General features: G+C 63.8%; 14 protein-coding genes and 1 riboswitch. Of the genes, 7 read left to right on the top strand and 7 right to left on the bottom strand.

Annotated elements, in window-relative coordinates:
• Positions 1–70: 70 nt before the first annotated feature.
• Positions 71–1396 carry a dicarboxylate/amino acid:cation symporter gene (locus SJ05684_RS18380; RefSeq protein WP_034855982.1) on the bottom strand — a complete coding sequence of 442 codons (1326 nt, stop codon included), beginning with the start codon at positions 1394–1396 and terminating at the stop codon, positions 71–73.
• Positions 1397–1635: 239 nt separating this feature from the next.
• Here SJ05684_RS18380 and SJ05684_RS18375 point away from each other — a divergent pair, with 239 nt between their 5' ends.
• Together SJ05684_RS18375 and SJ05684_RS18370 are read left to right on the top strand one after the other, a co-directional pair.
• Complete coding sequence (locus SJ05684_RS18375) at positions 1636–3510, top strand: sensor histidine kinase (RefSeq protein WP_034855983.1); 1875 nt, start codon at positions 1636–1638, stop codon at positions 3508–3510.
• Complete coding sequence (locus SJ05684_RS18370; protein WP_034855985.1) at positions 3507–4871, top strand: sigma-54-dependent transcriptional regulator; 1365 nt, start codon at positions 3507–3509, stop codon at positions 4869–4871. The genes SJ05684_RS18375 and SJ05684_RS18370 overlap by 4 nt, the downstream gene beginning before the upstream one ends.
• 78 nt (positions 4872–4949) lie before the next feature.
• Here the strand turns inward: SJ05684_RS18370 and SJ05684_RS18365 are convergent, their stop codons facing one another.
• The gene (locus SJ05684_RS18365; protein WP_083846180.1) at positions 4950–6827 is read right to left on the bottom strand and encodes an ABC transporter ATP-binding protein/permease; all 1878 of its coding nucleotides are present in this window, start codon (positions 6825–6827) and stop codon (positions 4950–4952) included.
• A 290-nt stretch (positions 6828–7117) separates the two neighbouring features.
• A riboswitch (TPP riboswitch) is annotated at positions 7118–7229 on the top strand.
• Between the two features lie 97 nt (positions 7230–7326).
• Between SJ05684_RS18365 and thiC the strand changes: the two genes are divergently transcribed.
• The 5 genes from thiC to SJ05684_RS18340 are packed head-to-tail and all read left to right on the top strand — an operon-like array spanning position 7327 to position 11705.
• Entirely contained in the window at positions 7327–9156 is a 1830-nt protein-coding gene (gene thiC / locus SJ05684_RS18360) for a phosphomethylpyrimidine synthase ThiC (RefSeq protein ID WP_034855987.1), read from the top strand.
• 2 nt (positions 9157–9158) lie between these two features.
• Positions 9159–10133: a glycine oxidase ThiO gene (gene thiO, locus SJ05684_RS18355; protein ID WP_034855989.1), complete on the top strand. Its 975-nt coding sequence runs from the start codon at positions 9159–9161 to the stop codon at positions 10131–10133.
• On the top strand, positions 10130–10327 hold the full coding sequence (gene thiS, locus SJ05684_RS18350; protein WP_034855990.1) for a sulfur carrier protein ThiS: 198 nt from the start codon (positions 10130–10132) through the stop codon (positions 10325–10327). Before thiO ends, thiS begins: the two co-directional genes overlap by 4 nt.
• A gap of 2 nt (positions 10328–10329) precedes the next feature.
• Positions 10330–11103, top strand: a complete 774-nt coding sequence (locus SJ05684_RS18345; protein WP_034855992.1) for a thiazole synthase — start codon at positions 10330–10332, stop codon at positions 11101–11103.
• Positions 11100–11705 carry a thiamine phosphate synthase gene (locus SJ05684_RS18340; protein ID WP_034855993.1) on the top strand — a complete coding sequence of 202 codons (606 nt, stop codon included), beginning with the start codon at positions 11100–11102 and terminating at the stop codon, positions 11703–11705. The genes SJ05684_RS18345 and SJ05684_RS18340 overlap by 4 nt, the downstream gene beginning before the upstream one ends.
• Positions 11706–11969: 264 nt before the next feature.
• Here the strand turns inward: SJ05684_RS18340 and SJ05684_RS18335 are convergent, their stop codons facing one another.
• The 5 genes from SJ05684_RS18335 to SJ05684_RS18315 form a co-directional block, all read right to left on the bottom strand.
• Positions 11970–13343, bottom strand: a complete 1374-nt coding sequence (locus tag SJ05684_RS18335; protein WP_034855995.1) for an alpha-glucosidase/alpha-galactosidase — start codon at positions 13341–13343, stop codon at positions 11970–11972.
• A gap of 23 nt (positions 13344–13366) precedes the next feature.
• Positions 13367–15037 carry an ABC transporter ATP-binding protein gene (locus tag SJ05684_RS18330; protein ID WP_034855997.1) on the bottom strand — a complete coding sequence of 557 codons (1671 nt, stop codon included), beginning with the start codon at positions 15035–15037 and terminating at the stop codon, positions 13367–13369.
• 11 nt (positions 15038–15048) lie between these two features.
• Positions 15049–16176 carry an ABC transporter permease gene (locus SJ05684_RS18325; protein ID WP_034855998.1) on the bottom strand — a complete coding sequence of 376 codons (1128 nt, stop codon included), beginning with the start codon at positions 16174–16176 and terminating at the stop codon, positions 15049–15051.
• A gap of 2 nt (positions 16177–16178) precedes the next feature.
• Entirely contained in the window at positions 16179–17186 is a 1008-nt protein-coding gene (locus SJ05684_RS18320; protein WP_034856007.1) for an ABC transporter permease, read from the bottom strand.
• Positions 17187–17308: 122 nt separating this feature from the next.
• Positions 17309–19390, bottom strand: a complete 2082-nt coding sequence (locus SJ05684_RS18315; protein WP_034856010.1) for an ABC transporter substrate-binding protein — start codon at positions 19388–19390, stop codon at positions 17309–17311.
• Positions 19391–19410 lie beyond the last annotated feature (20 nt).

Here is a 19410-nt window from a genome sequence, read left to right as displayed (position 1 = left end):
GCAAAAAAGGACGCGATCCGGAAGACCGGACCGCGCCAAACCGCACTTGTCGTGCGGGCCCTGGGAGGCATTACTCCGCTGGCTGAACGACCGCAGGAATGGTTTCGACCGGCGCGTCGGCCGCAAGCACGCTCGCAAGCTGCGCCTGATCAAGCTCGCCTTCCCACTTCGCCACTACCAGCGTAGCAACTGCATTACCGATAAAATTGGTAATTGCGCGGCATTCCGACATGAAACGGTCGATTCCGAGGATCAGCGCCATGCCCGCGACGGGAACGGACGGAACGACCGAGAGCGTTGCCGCCAGGGTGATGAAGCCGGCGCCGGTGATGCCGGCAGCCCCCTTGGAGCTCAGCATGGCGACGAGCAGGAGCAGGATCTGGTCGCCAAAGGTCAGCGTCGTGTCGGTTGCCTGGGCGACGAAGAGCGCCGCAAGCGTCATGTAAATGTTGGTGCCGTCGAGGTTGAAAGAATAGCCCGTCGGAATGACGAGGCCGACGACCGAGCGCTTGCAGCCGGCCTTCTCCATCTTGTTCATGAGCCCCGGAAGTGCGGCTTCCGACGAGGAGGTACCAAGCACGAGCAACAGCTCTTCCTTGATATAACGGATGAGCGAGACGATCGAGAAGCCGTTGTAACGGGCGACCGCGCCGAGCACGATGAAAACGAACAGAAACGAGGTCAGATAGAAGGTGCCGATCAGCATCGCGAGGTTGGCGATCGAGGCAAGGCCGTACTTGCCGATGGTAAAGGCCATGGCGCCGAAGGCGCCGATTGGCGCGGCCTTCATGAGGATCGCCACGAGCCGGAAGATCGGCAGCGTCAGCGCCTGCAGGAAATCGACGACCGGCTCGGCCTTCTTGCCCACCATCGCCAGCGAAATGCCGAAGAGCACCGAGATGAACAGCACCTGCAGGATGTCGCCTTCAGCGAAGGCGCCGACAAGCGTCGAAGGGATGACGTTCATCAGGAAGCCGGTGATCGACTGTTCATGCGCCTTTTCCGCATAGCCGGTGACCGCCTTGGCATCGAGCGAGGCCGGATCGATATGCATGCCCGCACCCGGCTGCACCACATTCGCGACCGCGAGGCCGACGACGAGCGCCAAAGTCGAGAAGGTCAGGAAGTAGATCATCGCCTTGCCGGCGACGCGGCCGACCTTGGCGAGATCGGTCATGCCTGCGATCCCCGTCGCGACCGTCAGGAAGATCACCGGTGCGATGATCATCTTCACGAGCTTGATGAAAGCATCGCCGAGCGGCTTCAGCTCGGTACCGATATCCGGATAGAAATGCCCGAGCAGGATGCCCGCGGCGATCGCCGCCAGAACCTGGACATAGAGATGGCGATAAAAGGGTGTCTTGCCGCGGATCTCCGCGGAATGCTCAATGATCATCACGATATCCTCCACAGGGGGCGCGCGCCCAGTCCGGCAATCGCCGGGCCTCCCGGGCCGCATTTCCGAAAACCGACAGCGGCGGCTGTCATGTGAAGCTGGTGAGCAATGGTCGTGCCAAGTTAGCCGCGGTGGCGATAAACCTCTGGGATCCTGATGTTTTTTCAAATCCTTGCCACGCAGCGCGTATTCATTTGTGCGGAAATCCGCACGAGCCGACTGGCGGAGTGAGCGAAAACATGCACAATGTCGCCATGGTCGGATTTCCCGCACGCATGGAAGACCTGCACAGGCTTCGCCGGAAGGCGCGGCAGGCATGGCTGGTCTTCGCCGCGTTGGCATTCGCCATTCTCGTCGCCGGCATTCTGCTCTCCGGCGAGTACGGCCGGACGGGGGCGCTTGCGGCTATCGACGCGCAAAGCCGCATTGACGCTAGCCTGAAGGCGTCGCTCCTGAGAGCGGTCATCGAGCGGCAGCGCGCGCTTCCACTCGTCCTCGCCGACGACGCGGCCATTCGCGACGCCCTCCTCTCCCTCGACGAGCAATCGCTCGACCGGATCAATCGCAAGCTCGAAAGCCTTGCGGCAAGTGCTGAAGCTGCGGTCATCTACCTGATGCGGCCGGATGGTGTCGCCGTCGCCGCCAGCAACTGGCGGGAACCGACGAGTTTCGTCGGCAGCAACTACGCCTTCCGCGACTATTTCCGGCTGGCAATGCGAGACGGCAAGGCCGAGCATTTCGCCCTGGGCACGGTGAGCAGGCAGCCCGGCCTCTACATTTCCCGACGGGTCGACGGGCCGGACGGCCCGCTCGGCGTGATCGTCGCCAAGGTCGAGTTCGACGGTCTCGAAGCCGACTGGCGCGTCTCGGACAAGCCGACCTATGTCACCGACCGCCACGGCGTCGTCTTGATCACCAGCCTGCCGTCCTGGCGCTTCATGACGACGAAGCCGCTTGCCGAGGATCGCCTCGCCGCCATTCGCGAAAGCCTGCAATTCGGCGATGCGCCCCTGCTGCCGCTGCCCTTCGAGCAGGTGGAGGCAAGGCCCGACGGCTCCTCCACGCTGGAAGCCCTGCTGCCCGGCCGCGGCGCGCAAGCCTTCCTGCGCGTCGAGACGATGGTGCCGTCGACGAACTGGCGGCTCGCGCTGCTATCGCCGATCACGGCCCCGCTTGCAGCGGGCGCGCGCGAAGCGCAGCTGATGATGCTTGCGGCGCTGGTGCCGCTCCTTGCACTCGCCGCCTTCCTGCTGCGCCGCCGCCAGGTGATCACCATCCGTTCGGCGGCCGAGCGGCTGAGGGCCAGCGAACTCGAAGCGAAGGTGGAGGAACGAACGCGCGACCTGCGCATGGCCCGCGACCGCCTCGAGACCGAGATCGCCGATCATCGCCAGACAACGGAGAAGCTACAGGCCGTGCAGCAGGATCTCGTGCAGGCGAACCGACTGGCAATCCTCGGCCAGGTCGCCGCCGGCGTCGCCCATGAGATCAATCAGCCGGTCGCCACGATTCGTGCCTATGCCGACAATGCCCGCACCTTTCTCGATCGCGGCCAGAGCGCGACAGCGGCGGAGAACATGGAGAGCATTGCCGAACTCACCGAACGGGTCGGCGCCATCACGGAGGAGCTGCGCCGCTTTGCACGCAAGGGCCATTTTGCCGCCGAACCGACGGCGATGAAGGATGTCATCGAGGGCGCGCTCATGCTCCTGCGCAGCCGCTTTGCCGGGCGCATGGACGCGATCCGGATCGCGCTCCCGCCAGACGATTTGAAGGCGCACGGCAATCGGATCCGCCTGGAACAGGTGTTGATCAACCTGCTTCAGAATGCACTCGAAGCCATCGGCGGGAACGACGGCGGCGAAATCCGGCTGCGCTGCGAGGAGACGGCGGCCGGCATCGCCCTTACCGTCGCCGACAATGGCCCCGGCATCCCGGCCGATATTCGCGACGAGCTGTTCACACCCTTCAACACCTCTAAGGAGGAGGGCCTCGGCCTGGGCCTCGCAATCTCCAAGGAGATCGTATCCGACTATGGCGGCACGATCGACGTCACGAGCGGCGCTTCCGGAACGACATTCATCGTCCACTTGCAGAAGGCCGACGCGCGATGAGCCGCACCGTGTTCCTGATCGACGACGACCGTGACCTGCGCAAGGCGATGCAGCAGACATTGGAACTCGCCGGCTTCGCAGTGTCGTCCTTCTCAAACGCGACCGAGGCGCTCGCGGTTCTCGACCCCGACTTCGATGGCGTCGTCATCAGCGATATCCGCATGCCGGGCATGGACGGGCTCGCCTTCTTCGCCAAAATATCCAGTCTCGACCCGGACCTGCCGGTCATCCTTGTGACCGGCCACGGCGACATACCGATGGCGGTGCAGGCGATTCAGGACGGCGCCTATGACTTCATCGCCAAGCCCTTCGCCGCCGACCGGCTGGTGCAGAGTGCCCGCCGCGCCGATGAGAAGCGCCAGCTGGTGATGGAAAACCGGAGGCTGCGCCGGGCGGCGGAGGCCGCCTCCGACAACCTGCCGCTGATCGGCCAGACGCCGGCGATGGAACGGCTGCGCCAGACGCTGAAGCACATCGCCGATACCGATGTCGACGTGCTCGTCGCCGGTGAAACAGGCAGCGGCAAGGAAGTCGTGGCCACGCTCCTGCACCAATGGAGCCGGCGCAGGACCGGCAATTTCGTGGCGCTCAATTGCGGCGCCCTGCCGGAGACGGTGATCGAGAGCGAACTCTTCGGCCACGAGGCAGGCGCATTCACCGGCGCCCTGAAGAGGCGCGTCGGCCGGATCGAGCATGCGAGCGGCGGCACGCTCTTCCTCGACGAGATCGAGGCGATGCCGCCGGCGACCCAGGTCAAGATGCTGCGCGTTCTGGAAGCGCGCGAGATCACGCCGCTCGGCACCAACACCGTTCGGCCGGTCGACATCCGCGTCGTCGCCGCCGCCAAGATCGACCTCGGCGATCCGGCCGAGCGCGGCGATTTCCGCGAGGACCTCTATTATCGGCTGAACGTCGTCACGATATCGATTCCGCCGTTGCGTGAACGCCGCAACGACATCCCGCTGCTCTTCTCGCATTTCCTGAAACGCGCCGCCGGACGCTTCGGCCGCGACGTGCCGGCAATCTCGGCCGCCGTCCGCGACCACCTGATGTCACACCCCTGGCCCGGCAATGTGCGCGAACTCTCGCATTTCGCCGAACGAATGGCTTTGGGCGTCGCGGAAATACCCGTCCGGAAACCTGCCGTCCCGACAAACGGCGGCACGCTGCCCGAACGGCTGGAGCGCTACGAGGCGGACATTCTCAGGCAGGCGCTGACAGTAAACAATGGTGACGTCAAGGAGACCCTGCAGGCCCTCGGAATTCCCCGCAAGACCTTCTACGACAAGCTCCAGCGCCACGGCATAAACCGTGCGGACTATGTCGGGAAGAGCAACACCGCGAAGAAGGAGGGGGAATAACGGGTCTCCTCATGTCGGCCCTAAACCCCCGGCAAACCTCCATCTAGGACTGCAGCGGCGCGACGATTGCCGTCGTCCTCACGTCGGCCCGGGCTCCATCGTTTCCGCCCTCGGTTTGATGCGGGCGGGGCCAATGGGGCCGACCGGCAGTTTCGACAGCGACCGCTTGGTCACCCGGCCGTCGGCAATGGCGAGCACGCTGTCGTAAAACTCCTCGCCCTTTAGGGACTTCGGCGGCACAGCGTCATGCATGATGCTGATCACGGTTGCGCCGGGGCACGCATCCTTGATCGCCTGATGGAAGGCGAGCGTCGCCTCGCCGTCCAGCGCGCTGGTCGGTTCGTCGAGGAAAAGCAGTCCCGGACGCTGCAGGAGGATGCGCGCAAGCACGAGCTTCTGCTTCTGCCCGCCGGAAAGGAGCTGGTCCCAGCTTTGCGTGCCGCGCCCCTCCTCGGCGAGATCGCCAGCGAACTCGGCAAGGCCGGCCCTGGAAAGGGCTACGGCGGCTCGCCGGTCCGTAAAGGCTTCGCCCGGTTCGGGCAGGCATATCAGTTCCTTCAGCGATATCGGCGGAAGCTTCACATCCTGCGCGGCAAAGAGCGTGCGCACGTTCCTTGGCAGGGCGACTGTGCCGCGGCCGTGCGGCCAAAGACCATTGATCGCCTTGAGCAGGGACGACTTGCCGCTGCCCGATTTGCCGACGAGAAGCGCCCATTCGCCAGGACTGACGTGGAGAAAGCCGGTCGTGATGAAGGGCAGGTCCTGGCCCGGGTGCATCAGTTCGAGGCGGCGGATCGTCAGGCCGAACTCGGGATCTTGCGATACCCGGTGCAGCTCCGCATGGCCCGTTCGGGCATAGAAGGCGCGCGGCTGCTGAACGTCCTCGATCGCATTGGCCAGATCGGTGACGCGGCGCGCGTTCGCTCTGAGCCTCGCTATGTCGGGCATGACGTGGATGAACCAGGAGCAATCATTGATGATCGCATTGGCAAGCTCCGCTCCGGTGACATAGCCCTGCAGCGTTACCTTGCCCTCGACATAGGGAAGCAGACCGGGAGCATAGGCGACGATGCGCTGGCCGAAGAAATTGTAGACGAGCTCGAAGCCCAAATAGCACGCCGTCAGTATGTTCAGGTTCGACCAGGTCTGGTCGATGTCGCGATAGCGCCGCCTGTGGATGCGTTTCTGCACCCGTTCCCCGTGCGAGGCCGCGATGTGGAAGCTGCGATGGAGAAGCGTCGTCAGTTCACGGCGATAGCTGCCCTCGGCCCATTGCATTCGGACGTCCAGCCGCTGCTGGATCGCACCGAGCTTGACCGCGATATAGGTGTTCAAGGGAACATAGGCGGCGACGGCGAAGAGCGTCAGAAAGGCACTGCCATAGCTGCCGAGAAATTCCAGTCCGCTGACCTCGGTGGAGGTCTCGATGATCCTGCCGCCGACGAAGTAGAGCGACAGGGTCACGCCGGCAACGCCCATGGCAAGCCCGATGGCGCCGCCGGTCATGCCCTTGATCGATTCCTGGATGCGCTGGTCGATGTTGTCCGGCACCCCCACCGATGTGGGGATGGCTTCCGCCACCCCGCGCTGCAAATGAAGATGGGTATGATTGCGGCCGAGCAGCGCGTCATTGAAGCGCTGGTCGAGCCAGGCGCGCCATTTGCGATGCAAGGTCGTCGAGAAGAAGTGGCGCACGGCCGTGAACCCGATCGATTTCAGCACCATGATCGTGGCGAGCGTCGCCGCGATGGTAAGGATGGAGCTGAGCGTCGTCGGATTTTGCGGATGATGGAGAAAGGCAATCGCGCTGACGAGTTCGCCCGAGGCCTCGGCGAACCAGACGCTCGCCATTGCCGACAGGGCCGTCAGCACGACGATGACCGCTGCCAGTCCCCAGGCCTCCTGCCATTTCTCGGAAAACCAATAGGCCCACATCAGCCCCCAGAAGCCGCGCATCGATGACACGGGAGTCGACCCGGGCTGTTTTCCCCACTTTCGCCTCCGCCAGTGGAAGGCCTTCTCCCTGAGCTTTCTGATCAGGACACGCTCCTTATTACCGTTCCGTCCACTATCGCCAAGGCTGCGCCTGACCGCACTGATCGCAATCAGTTTCTAAGGAAGAATAGTCCCTGCGCCTTGATGTTCCAACCAAACGGGAGGCGAGAAACGCGGGCAGTCCACTGCCAATGTCTCGCTGGAGCTCGAAAAACCATCTTGACGGCGCGGCGATATCGGTGACTATGGGCGTCATTCACCAGGGGGGTCCCGGCAAGGGGCTGAGATACTGCTGCAGCGCGCAGTGACCCGTTGAACCTGATCCAGTTCATACTGGCGTAGGGACGGTGCAGACGTGCGAATGCCAGGATTCCGTTGTTTCACGGTTCGTCGGCGCAGCGTCTTTTCATCCTTCCGGCTTCAGAACTGGGTCTCCAACGCGAAAATTGGAGCCTCAAGAATGAATGTTTTCAAGCCTCTCTCCACGATTTCCGTCACGCAGGGACCTCTTCCCGCGTCGAAAAAGGTCTACAAACCAGGCGAGCTCCATCCCGATCTCCGCGTGCCGATGCGCGAGATCGCGCTGCATCCGACCTCGGGCGAACCGCCGGTCACCGTCTATGATTCCTCCGGCCCCTATACGCTCGAAGACGCCGACATCCGCATTGACCAAGGTCTGCCGCGGCTGCGCCAAGACTGGCTCCTGGCGCGCGGCGACGTGGAAAGCTACGAGGGCCGTGCGGTCAAGGCGGAGGACAACGGCTTTGCCACCGGCGAGCGGCTGACGCCGGAATTCCCCATTCGCCATCAGCCGCTTCGCGCCAAGCCGGGCCGGGCCGTCACCCAGCTCGCCTATGCCAGAGCCGGGATCATCACGCCGGAAATGGAATTCATCGCCATTCGCGAGAATCTCGGCCGCAAAGCCGCAAAGCAAGCGCTCACGCGCGACGGCGAGAGCTTCGGCGCCGCGATCCCCGATTTCGTCACGCCGGAATTCGTTCGTCAGGAGGTCGCCAGCGGCCGGGCGATCATTCCCGCCAATATCAATCATCCGGAATCCGAGCCGATGATCATGGGCCGCAACTTCCTGGTGAAGATCAACGCCAATATCGGCAATTCCGCCGTCACCTCGTCGATGGCCGAAGAGGTCGAAAAGATGGTCTGGGCGACCCGCTGGGGCGCCGACACGGTCATGGACCTTTCTACGGGGCGCAATATCCACAATATCCGCGAATGGATCATCCGCAACTCACCGGTGCCGATCGGCACGGTGCCGCTCTATCAGGCGCTTGAGAAAGTCGGCGGCATCGCCGAGGACCTCACCTGGGAGGTCTTCCGCGACACGCTGATCGAGCAGGCCGAACAGGGCGTCGACTATTTCACCATCCATGCCGGCGTGCGGCTGCACTACGTTCCCCTTACCGTCGATCGCGTCACCGGGATCGTGTCGCGCGGCGGTTCGATCATGGCCAAGTGGTGTCTGCATCACCACCGCGAGAGCTTCCTCTACGAACATTTCGAGGAAATCTGCGACATCTGCCGCGCCTATGACGTCTCCTTCTCGCTCGGCGACGGCCTGCGGCCCGGCTCGATCGCCGACGCCAACGACCGAGCGCAATTCGCCGAGCTCGAAACGCTCGGCGAGCTGACGAAGATCGCCTGGGCGAAGGACTGCCAGGTGATGATCGAGGGCCCCGGCCATGTGCCGATGCACAAGATCAAGGAGAACATGGACAAGCAGCTTGCGACCTGCGGCGAGGCGCCCTTCTACACGCTCGGGCCCCTGACGACCGATATCGCGCCTGGCTACGACCACATCACCTCCGGTATCGGCGCGGCGATGATCGGTTGGTTCGGCACCGCCATGCTCTGCTACGTGACGCCAAAGGAGCATCTGGGTCTGCCCGACCGCAACGACGTCAAGGTGGGCGTGATCACCTATAAGATCGCCGCTCATGCAGCCGACCTCGCGAAGGGGCACCCTGCCGCCCGCATCCGCGACGACGCGCTTTCGCGCGCCCGCTTCGAGTTCCGCTGGGAAGACCAGTTCAATCTCTCGCTCGATCCGGAGACGGCACGCAATTTCCACGACGAGACGCTGCCGAAGGAAGCCCACAAGGTGGCGCATTTCTGCTCGATGTGCGGTCCGAAATTCTGTTCGATGCGGATCTCTCACGACATCCGGGCGGAGGCGCAGAAGGAGGGACTTGAAGCGATGGCCGCGAAATATCGCGATGGCGGCGATCTCTATATGCCCGTCGGCGATGCGCCCGAAGCCCCCGGAGAGTGAGGATGCGCGTGCTGATCAAGGGGGCCGGCGTCGCCGGCCTCACGGCCGCCCGTGAGCTCGTTGCGCGAGGCGCCGAGGTCGAAATCCTCGATCGCTCCCCCGGCTTTGCCGCCGCCGCATCGTGGTATGCGGGCGGCATGCTGGCGCCCTGGTGCGAGCGCGAAAGCGCCGATGAAAGCGTGCTCACCCGCGGAGTGACGGCCGCTGACTGGTGGGAGGCGGCCCTTCCCGCCGGAGAGGTCCACCGCAAAGGCACGCTCGTCGTCGCACGGCCTCGCGACGGCGGCGAGCTCAGGCGTTTCGCATCGCGCACCTCGGGATTTCGCTGGGTCGGCGCGGAGGAGATCGCCGCCCTCGAGCCGGCGCTCGTCGGGCGTTTCACGGAGGCGCTGTTCTTTCCGGAGGAAGCGCATCTCGACCCGCGGCGGGCGCTCTCGGGCCTTCGGAAAGGGCTTGAAGCGCAAGGCGTATCCTTCCTCACCAATGGCGCAGAAGGCGATTACGACCTGACCGTCGACTGCACCGGCGCGGCGCGGATCGGCGAGATCGCGGAGCTGCGCGGTGTGCGGGGTGAAATGCTCTATCTCGAGACGAGCGAGGTCGCGCTTATGCGGCCCGTCCGCCTGCTGCATCCGCGAATCCCACTCTACATCGTGCCCCGCGGCGACGGCCTGTTCATGTGCGGGGCGACCATGGTCGAGAGCGACGACGCCGGTCCCATCACCGCCCGCTCGCTGATGGAGTTCCTGAACGCCGCCTATGCGCTGCATCCGGCCTTCGCCGAAGCGCGGCTCGTAGAGGCCGGCACAGGCGTGCGCCCCGCCTTTGCCGACAACCTGCCGCGGGTCAGCCGGCACCAGGACACGATCACGGTCAACGGGCTCTACCGCCACGGCTTCCTGCTGTCGCCGGCTTTGGCCGCGGAGGTCGCCGCACTCGCCCTTGGCCAACCAAATCCAGGAGGACATGCCCGATGAGACTGACCGTCAATGGCGAAGTCCATGAGCTCGAGGCCGACACGCTGGCCGATCTGCTGGCGCTGCTCGACTACGAGGGCGACTGGCTCGCCACCGCTGTCAACGGCGATCTGGTGCACAGGACCGATCGCCGCAACCACAGACTCAACGACAGCGACCGCATCGAAATCCTGTCTCCGATGCAGGGAGGCTGACGATGCCGCATTTCTATGGAACCGAAGTCCGCTCCAGACTCCTGCTCGGCACCGCCCGCTACCCCTCGCCCGCAATTCTGGCCGAAGCGGTGCGCCGGTCGGCAATCGACATCGTCACCGTGTCGCTGCGGCGCGAGACCGCGGGCGGGCGCGCTGGCGGCACCTTCTTTGAGCTCATCCGCGAGCTCGGCGTGCGCGTGCTGCCGAATACCGCCGGCTGCCATTCGGTCTCGGAAGCGGTGCTGACGGCGAAGATGGCGCGCGAGGTTTTCTCGACCAGCTGGATCAAGCTCGAGGTGATCGGCCACCACGACACACTGCAGCCGGACGTCTTCGGCCTGGTTGAGGCGGCACGCATCCTCGTCGGCGAAGGCTTCGAGGTATTCCCCTATACGACCGACGACCTCGTCGTCGCCGAACGGCTGCTGAACGCCGGCTGCAAGGTGCTGATGCCCTGGTGCGCGCCGATCGGCAGCGCCATGGGTCCGCAGAACCTGCCCGCACTGCGGGCGATGCGCGCGGAATATCCGGACGTGCCGCTGATCGTGGACGCGGGGATCGGCCGCCCCTCCCATGCCGCAGCGGTCATGGAGCTTGGCTACGACGCGGTGCTGCTCAACACGGCGGTCGCCGGCGCCGCCGATCCGGCCGCCATGGCGGAAGCCTTCGCCAAGGCGATCGACGCCGGCCATGCGGCCTTTCACGCCGGCATGCTGGAGCCACGCGACATGGCCGTCCCCTCGACCCCGGTCATCGGAAAGGCGGTGTTCTCGTGAAGTTCGACCCCTTCTATCTCATCGTCGACAGCACCGCCTGGATCGAACGCCTCGTGCCGCTCGGAGTCAAACTGGTGCAACTTCGGATCAAGGATTTGAGCGACGAAGACATCCGCAGCGAGATCCGTGCAGCCAGGGCGATCTGCGCGGCGCACGACTGCCAGCTGATCGTCAATGACTATTGGCGTCTGGCAATAGAGGAAGGCTGCGATTTCGTTCATCTCGGCCAGGAGGACCTGGCGGAAGCCGACGTCGCAGCGATCCGCGCGGCCGGGCTGAAACTCGGGCTCAGTACCCATGACGAGGCGGAACTCGAAACGGCGCTCGCGGCGGACCCGGATTATGTCGCGCTCGGGCCGATCTACCCGACGATCCTCAAGAAAATGAAATGGGCACCGCAGGGGCTCGACCGGCTTGCCGTGTGGCGCAAGCGCACCGGACCGCTGCCGCTCGTCGCGATCGGCGGGCTCAATCCGGAGCGGATCGACGGGGTGTTTGCCCATGGTGCGGATAGCGCGGCGGTGGTGACGGACATTACGTTGAATGCCGATCCGGAGGGTAGAACAAAGGAGTGGATCCGGAAGACGGAGGCGTGGCGGTGAGTGTCGCCCCTCACCAAGCCCTCTCCCCACAAGCGGGGCGAGGGGACATCGTCGCCATTTGTCGCTACCGGTGAACGCCCACCGTGATCCGCGGGCCTGCCATAGCTGGAGCTCTTTTGGGCATGTGGGCGCCGCGAGTCTCCTTCGCCCTGCATGGGGGGAGAAGGTGGCCGGCAGGCCGGATGCGGGGCAAACCCCATCAAGGAGAAAAGCCCCGGAACTTCCGTGCCGGGGCCATCTGGTCGCCTGACCGGGAGAAAGAAGTCAGGCGGCCGCAACCTTCTTCGAAACCCGCGCCCATTCCGGGATCCAGTCGCGATGGGCGGCGAGCAGGTCGTCGACGAGCGACCAGATCTGGTCGAGGTCGAGCTCGGCCGCCGTATGCGGATCCATCATCGCCGCATGATAGAGATGCTCGCGGTTCTCGGTAACAAGTGCGTGTACCGTCAGTTCCTGGACGTTGACGTTCGTGCGGATGAGTGCGGTCAGTTGCGGCGGCAGGGCGCCGATATAGGTCGGCTGGATGCCCGAGGCATCGACGAGGCACGGCACTTCCGCCGCGCAGTTTTCCGGTAGCGAGGTGATGCAGCCATTGTTCCTGAGGTTGCCGTAGATCACCGAAGGCTCGCCGGTCCAGACCGAATTCATGATCGACGAGGCGTATTCGTGGCTCTCGGAAACCTCGATCGTCTCGGCCTCCTTGTAGGCGGCCGCCTGGCCCTTCCAGCGCTCGATCTGCTCGATGCAGCGCTTCGGATATTCGTCGAGCGGGATGCCGAATTTCTCAATCAGGTCGGGGCGGCCGTCCTTGATGAAATAGGGCGTGTATTCGGCGAAATGCTCGGAGCTTTCGGTGACGAAATAGCCGAGCCGCGTCAGCATCTCATAGCGGACCTTGTTCGGGCAGCGCGGGTTCCAGTGGCTGGGCTTCGGGAACCGCCCTTCGCGATAGCCGCGGATCAGGTCCGGATAGAGGTCGCGATAGCTGCCGTCCTTCTGGCGTTGCTCGAACTTGAGATAGAACGCCATGTGATTGATGCCGGCGGCGCGGTAGCGGATTTCGTCCAAGGGAATATCGAGGTCGCGGGCAAGCTCGAAGGCGGTACCCTGAACGGAGTGGCAGAGGCCGACCTGCTTGATCTCCGGATATTTCTCGGCGATCGCCCAGGTGTTGATCGCCATCGGGTTCACATATTGCAGGAGGATCGCCTCCGGGCAGACTTCGAGCATGTCCTCACAGATCCGCCAGAGATGCGGCACGGTGCGTAAGCCCCGCATGATGCCACCGACGCCGAGCGTGTCGGCGATCGTCTGGCGCAGCCCGTATTTCTTCGGCACCTCGAAATCGGTGACCGTGCAAGGCTCGTAGCCGCCGATCTGGAAGGCGACGACGACGAAGTCGGCCCCTTCAAGCGCCTTCAGCTGGTTCGAATGTGTCTCCACCTTCGCCTGCGCGCCGAGTGTGCGCACCAGCTTACCGGCGACGATCTCGCTCTCTGCAAGACGCTCCGGGTTCAAGTCCATCAGCGCGATGGTGGCGCCCGAAAGGGCCGGCCGCTGTAAAAGGTCGCCGATGATGTTCTTCATGAAAACGGTCGAGCCCGCGCCGATAAAGGTGATCTTGGGTTGCCTGGTCATATGATACCTCTGTTCTTAAACGGTCATGCGGCCACATCGAAGGCGGCTCTGACCAGCCGCTCCGTGTAGGCAGTCTTAGGATTGGTAAGGATTTCGCTCACGGGCCCCTCTTCGACGATCTTGCCGTGCTGCATCACCACGACGCGATGGCAGAGCGCGCGCACGACTTTCAGATCGTGGGAGATGAAGAGGTAGCTCAGGCCTCGCTCGTCCTGCAGCTTGCGCAACAGCTCGATAATCTGGGCCTGAACCGAGAGGTCGAGCGCCGAGGTTGGCTCGTCGAGCAGGATGAATTCCGGTTCGAGCGCGATGGCGCGGGCGATGGCGATGCGCTGGCGCTGACCGCCGGAGAACTCGTGCGGGAAGCGCGACAGGATATTGGCCGGCAGCCCGGCGCTGACGAGCGCGTCCTGCACCCGCGCCAGTCGGTCCTTCCGGTTCTCACCGATGCCGTTGACGATCAGCCCTTCCTCGATAATCTGGCCGATAGACATGCGCGGATTGAGCGAGGCAAACGGATCCTGGAAGACGATCTGGATTTTCGATCGGAGCGGCCGCATGCCTCTACGGTCTCTGTCGTGGATCGACTGGCCGTCGAAATAGATTTCGCCGCCGTCATTGCCGATCAACCGGATCAGCGCCTGGCCGAAGGTGGTCTTGCCGGAACCGGACTCGCCGACGAGGCCGAGCGTCTCGTGTCGACGCAGGTTGAGGCTCAGGCTATCGACGGCGACGAGCTCCTTCAGCTCCGGCTTGAAGAAGCCGCCCTTCTTCAGCATGAAGGTGACCCGAACGTCGCGCCCGTCGAGCACGATCGGCGCATTGTCCGGCAGTGGATTGGCCGAACCGGAGGGCTCGGACGCAAGAAGCCGGCGCGTATAGGCGTGCTGCGGATCGGCGAAAAGCGCTTCAGTGGTGTTATGCTCCTTCACCTCGCCGCGTTGCATCACATAAACATAGTCGGAGAATTGTCGCACCACCGTCAGGTCGTGGGTAATCAGGATCACGGCCATGCCGAGTTCCTGCTGCAATCCGCGGATCAGGTTCAGGATCTGCGCCTGCACCGTGACGTCGAGCGCCGTCGTCGGCTCGTCGGCGATCAGCACGTCGGGATCGTTCGCGAGCGCCATGGCGATCATCACGCGCTGGCGCTGGCCGCCGGAAAGCTGGTGCGGATATTGATTGAGCCGTGCTTCAGGGTCGGGGATCTGGACGTGGCGAAGCAGTTCCAGCGCCCGCTCTGCGGCCGCGCGGCGGCTCACCCGGCGATGCGCCCGGATCGCCTCGATGATCTGGCTACCGACCGTGTAAACCGGGTTCAGCGAGCTCATCGGCTCCTGGAAGATCATCGAAATGCGGTCGCCGCGCAGCGCCCGCCGCTCTCGCTTGGAGAACTTCAAGACATCCCTGCCCTCATATTCGATGCGCGAATGCGAGGCGATCGTGGCACGCTTGGACAGGAGACCCATCACCGTGCGGGCCGTGACGGACTTGCCGGAGCCGGACTCGCCGACGATCGCCACCGTCTCGCCGCGATAGAGCTGGAAGGACACGTCCTTCACCGCCTCGACCGTGCCGTTCTCCACCTTGAAGGTGACGGCGACGCGGCGCGCGTCGATGATCGGCCGCGTATCCTTCGTATGACGGTCCCGCCGTTCTTCCGGTACCAGCACAGTGCTTTCGATCGTTGGCATCGGCGCGCTCCTCAATAGGGGTCGATTGCGTCGCGGAGCCCGTCACCCAGCGCGTTGAAGGCGAACACGGTGACGAGCACGAAGGCGACGGGCGAGAGGATCCAGGGATAGGAGCCGATGACCGAATAGGTCGCCGTATCCTGCAGCATCAGTCCCCAGGAAATCAGCGGCGGCTTCACCGCAAAGCCGAGGAAGCCGAGGAAGGATTCGAGCAGCACGACCTGCGGGATCGCGAGCGTCACCGCGACGATCACGTGGCTCATCACATTCGGGAAGATGTGCTGGAAGATGATGCGCCGGTCGGTTGCGCCGATCGCGATCGCCGCGCGCACATAGTCGATGCGGGCGAGCGCCAGCGTCTTCCCGCGCACCTCGCGCGACATCTGCGCCCAGCCGAGCGCCGACATCACAACGACGACGAAGGCAAGGAAGACATTGGTCGGCGCGGTCACCGGGATCAACGAGGCAAGCGCCAGATAGAGCGGCAATTGCGGGAAGGCGAGCACGAGTTCGACGAAGCGCTGTGTCCAGGCATCGAAGCGCCCGCCGAAATAGCCCGAGACCATTCCGACGGTCGTGCCGACCACGGTGACTATGGTGACCACGACGAGCGCGATCATCAGCGAGATGCGCGAGCCGTAGAGAATGCGCGAGAGCACGTCCCGGCCGAACTTGTCGGTGCCGAGGAAATGCACCGCGGATCCGTCGACGGCACCGAAGAAATGGCGCTCGGCCGGAATGAGCCCGAAGAGCGTGTAGGGCGCGCCCTTGACGAAGAAGCCGAGGACCTGTGGATTGTCATAGTCCGGCCCCACGACCGGCTGGAAGGTGATCGGGTCGAGCTCCTCCGTGTCGCCGAGCGGATAGCTCCTCGGCGGGAAGACGAAATTGCCGTCCTTGTCATGGAAGCTGATAGCCTGCGGCGGCGCGAAGGCGACACCGGTCGCTTTCGGATCGACCGGCGACAGGAAGTCGGCGAAGACCGCCATGAAGATCAGCAGGCAGACGAGGAAGAGTCCGAGCATGCCGGTCCAGGAGCGTTTCAGCCGCCGCCAGACGAGGGCGGAATAGCTCTCGTGATGGTGCTTTTCGTCCGGCTCTATCGCCACGGGAACCGTGGTTGGAACGTCGATCGTCATGGTCAGGTCCCTCCTCCCGTGCGCACGCGCGGGTCAAGCGCGGCGAGCATCATGTCCGCGATGATGTTGCCGAGGATCAGCGTTGCCGAGAGAACCAGCATGAAGGTCGCCGTCACATAGACGTCGCCCACCCACATGGAACCGACGATCGCCGGGCCGACGGTCGGAAGCGCGAAGATAATGGCCGTCTCGATCTCGCCGGTCAGCATGTATGGCATCACGACGCCCTGATACATGATCAGCGGGTGCAACGCGTTCGGCACCGCGTGCCGCATTACGACCGCGCCTTCGCCCAGACCCTTGGCGCGGGCGGTCTCGACATATTGCGCGTTCAACGTATCGAGCAGGTTGCCCCGCATGACGCGCATGTTGTAGGCGAGCCCGCCGAAAGTGGCGATCGCAATCACCGGCCAGACATGCTTCACCAGGTCCACGAACTTGCCCCAAGACCAGGGCGCGCCTCCATAGCGGGCCGAATGGAAGCTGTTGATGTCGCTCACATTGAAATGGAAGACGAGGATGTAGACGATGATCAGCGCCATCAGGAAGCGCGGCACCGTCATGCCGAGGAAGGATACGGTCGAAAGCAGGCTGTCGATCCAGGAATATTGCCGGGTGGCGGCAAGGATGCCGAAGCCGATCCCGATCACGGAGGCGAGAATATGGCAGACGAGCGCCAGCGCTAGGGTGCGCGGCAGCCGTTCGCCGACCACGTCGGCAACCGGCTTGTTATAGTAGAGGCTGTGGCCGAAATCGCCCCGTGTCAGGATGCCGGTCACCCAATTGACGTATTGGACCGGCAGCGGCTTATCGAGGCCGTGTTCCTTGCGATAGGCCTGCGCCTGGGCATCGGCCTCCTCGAAGGAGGCGCCGCCCTGGTTGATGAGCTGCGAGCGGATATAGTCGCTATAGTCCCCGGGCGGCGCCTGGATGATGGCAAAGGTCACCACGCTCAGCACGAACAAGACCGGTATGGCAGAGGCGATGCGGACCAGCAGGAACCTGAACATGGCCGTTTCCTTCTGTCTGTTTTCCGTGAGGCGGTGCCGGAACCGGCTTCGCCTCTATGGAGCGAAAGGGCTCGTAACCCCTCCCGGCTCTTCCGATCGGGGCCGGGAGGGGCGCTTCAGGTTCAGTTGCTCGGGCCACCTTCACCGGGCTTGCCGGGAAGCTGTTCCGGGAAGAGTTCGTAGTCGCCCTGCTTGTCGGCCGCGACGAAGACCCTTTCGCGGATGATCGTGTCTTCCGCCCAGTTGAACATGTAGATCGGCGCACCCGACGGAATGTTCGAGAAGCGCTTGTTGATGATCAGCGCGCCCGGATATTCGGTCAGACCGACCGTGTCGACGTTCGTCGTCGAGATCTTCTGGAACTCTCTCATCAATTGCGCACGCTCGTCATTGTCGCTGCTGGCGATGAACTTGTTGACGATGTCGACGAGTTCCTTCTCGTGCGGCAGAAGATCGACCTCGCCGCTCTCCGGCGCGCGGTGGTGCCAGCTCGTGCGCGGGCCGACCGGAGCAAGCTGGGTCGTGTTCTGCACGACGGAGGTCAGTTCCTGGTCGTTGCGGCGGATGAGCCAGTCGAACTTGCCGGCATATTGCGTCGCATCCCGCTTGGTGCCGTCGACCGCGTTTAGCACGACCTTCAGGCCCAGCTGCTCCATCTGCCCGACAACGCCTTCAGCAAGGTTGCGGTCGGTGTTGTAGTCGGAGTTGACGAGCATCACGATCTGAACGTCGGCGCCGCCGGCGGTGCCGGCCGGGAAGTTGACGAAGCCGTTGCCGTCCGTGTCCTTGAGACCGGCCTTTTCGAGAAGCGTCTTGGCGCCTTCGAGATCATAGGGGTAGTAGACCGTCGACTCGCGGTCATAGAAGCTCGTGCCGGACGAAAGCCCGCCGGGGTAAATGGCCGTGAACGGCCCCTTCACCAACGCTTCCCCAAGCTTCTTGCGGTCGACCGCCATGGTCACGGCCTTGCGGAAATCGAGATTGCGGTTGAGCTCGCGGACCGCCTGGGCGCGCTCGTCCGGCTCGCCCCAGCCATTGGCCGAGTAGTTCATGCGCAGATTGTAGCCGATGACACGCGGACCGAAGGCCAATCGCGCGGGGGCGGATTCGTCCGCCGCACGCTTCAGCGACTCCACGAAGTTTTCCGGCTGCTCGAGGTTCGAGAAGTCACCCGACCCGGCGATCGCCTGGACGTCGCGATCCGCCCAGGTCGAAAGCTTATAATGAACCTCGTTCAGATAGGGCAGCTGATTGCCGGCCTCGTCCACCTTCCAGTAATAGGGATTGCGGCGCAATACGATGATGTCGTCCGACCGATAGGCGACCGGGACCCAGGCCCCCATTACCGGAATGTTCATATATTCCGGCGGGAAGCCGTTCTTGTACTGGTTATAGGTCGTATCGGCGAATTTCGGGTGCTTGGTTTTCAGGATATGCGACGGGCCGGGGCAGAAGGTGCCGTAGGCCATGGCGTAGAGATGCTGGCGCGGGAAGGCATCCTTGAAGGTCCACTCCACCGTGTACTGGTCGATCTGCTTCAGCGTCGTGCCCTCGCCGAAGGTCTCGGGCGTCGCGCCGTTCAGGGGCGAGACATTGGAATCGACGACATTGTGCTCCCAGTAGAACATCACGTCCTCAGCGTCGAAGGGGTCGCCGTCCGACCATTTCGCGCCTTCGATCAGATGCATGGTCAGCTTGTGCCCGTCCTCGGACCACTCCCAGCTCCGAGCAAGGTTCGGGAGCGGTTCCACGTCTTCGGCTTCCACCTGGTAGAGCGGCGCCGTGCGCGTCAGGCATTCCGACATGCCGATATCGATACCGCCCCAGCCCTGGGTCTGGCCGGCACTGTAGTTCCAGCCTTCCGGGCGCCCGCCGATGACGTGGCGCATGACGTCGCCGTAAACGCCGACGCCGTCCGGCATGTTGCCGGTCTTGAAGACCATCGGCTCCTTCGGCAGGCGCTCGGCGACCGGCGGCAGCTTGCCGGTCTTGACGAATTTCTCCGTCACCCATTCCGGCTCGTGATATTCGGGCAGCGCCTTGAACTCCAGAATGGAATCGCGCGGCACATAGGTGATCTCGCCCTGCGCCGGAAACGGCGGCGGCTCGGGCACGACGGTCGGTTCGGATGCAAGGGCCTGCACCGAAAAGGCGGAAATGCCGATCAGCAGGCTGGCGGTTGTCTGTAGTCGATACGTTTTCATTGTCTCTGGTTCTCCCTCCT

The organism is Sinorhizobium sojae CCBAU 05684 (assembly GCF_002288525.1).
GTDB classification, from domain to species: Bacteria; Pseudomonadota; Alphaproteobacteria; order Rhizobiales; family Rhizobiaceae; genus Sinorhizobium; species Sinorhizobium sojae.
The sequence above is the reverse complement of the archived record's forward strand: the minus strand, read 5'-3'. Positions and strand labels throughout refer to the sequence as shown.

Coding starts and splice junctions, on each gene's coding strand:
- SJ05684_RS18380 (WP_034855982.1), bottom strand. CDS start 1,396: ATGATCATTGAGCATTCCGCGGAGATCCGCGGCAAGACACCCTTTTAT.
- SJ05684_RS18375 (WP_034855983.1), top strand. CDS start 1,636: ATGCACAATGTCGCCATGGTCGGATTTCCCGCACGCATGGAAGACCTG.
- SJ05684_RS18370 (WP_034855985.1), top strand. CDS start 3,507: ATGAGCCGCACCGTGTTCCTGATCGACGACGACCGTGACCTGCGCAAG.
- SJ05684_RS18365 (WP_083846180.1), bottom strand. CDS start 6,827: ATGCGCGGCTTCTGGGGGCTGATGTGGGCCTATTGGTTTTCCGAGAAA.
- thiC (WP_034855987.1), top strand. CDS start 7,327: ATGAATGTTTTCAAGCCTCTCTCCACGATTTCCGTCACGCAGGGACCT.
- thiO (WP_034855989.1), top strand. CDS start 9,159: ATGCGCGTGCTGATCAAGGGGGCCGGCGTCGCCGGCCTCACGGCCGCC.
- thiS (WP_034855990.1), top strand. CDS start 10,130: ATGAGACTGACCGTCAATGGCGAAGTCCATGAGCTCGAGGCCGACACG.
- SJ05684_RS18345 (WP_034855992.1), top strand. CDS start 10,330: ATGCCGCATTTCTATGGAACCGAAGTCCGCTCCAGACTCCTGCTCGGC.
- SJ05684_RS18335 (WP_034855995.1), bottom strand. CDS start 13,343: ATGACCAGGCAACCCAAGATCACCTTTATCGGCGCGGGCTCGACCGTT.
- SJ05684_RS18330 (WP_034855997.1), bottom strand. CDS start 15,037: ATGCCAACGATCGAAAGCACTGTGCTGGTACCGGAAGAACGGCGGGAC.
- SJ05684_RS18325 (WP_034855998.1), bottom strand. CDS start 16,176: ATGACGATCGACGTTCCAACCACGGTTCCCGTGGCGATAGAGCCGGAC.
- SJ05684_RS18320 (WP_034856007.1), bottom strand. CDS start 17,186: ATGTTCAGGTTCCTGCTGGTCCGCATCGCCTCTGCCATACCGGTCTTG.
- SJ05684_RS18315 (WP_034856010.1), bottom strand. CDS start 19,390: ATGAAAACGTATCGACTACAGACAACCGCCAGCCTGCTGATCGGCATT.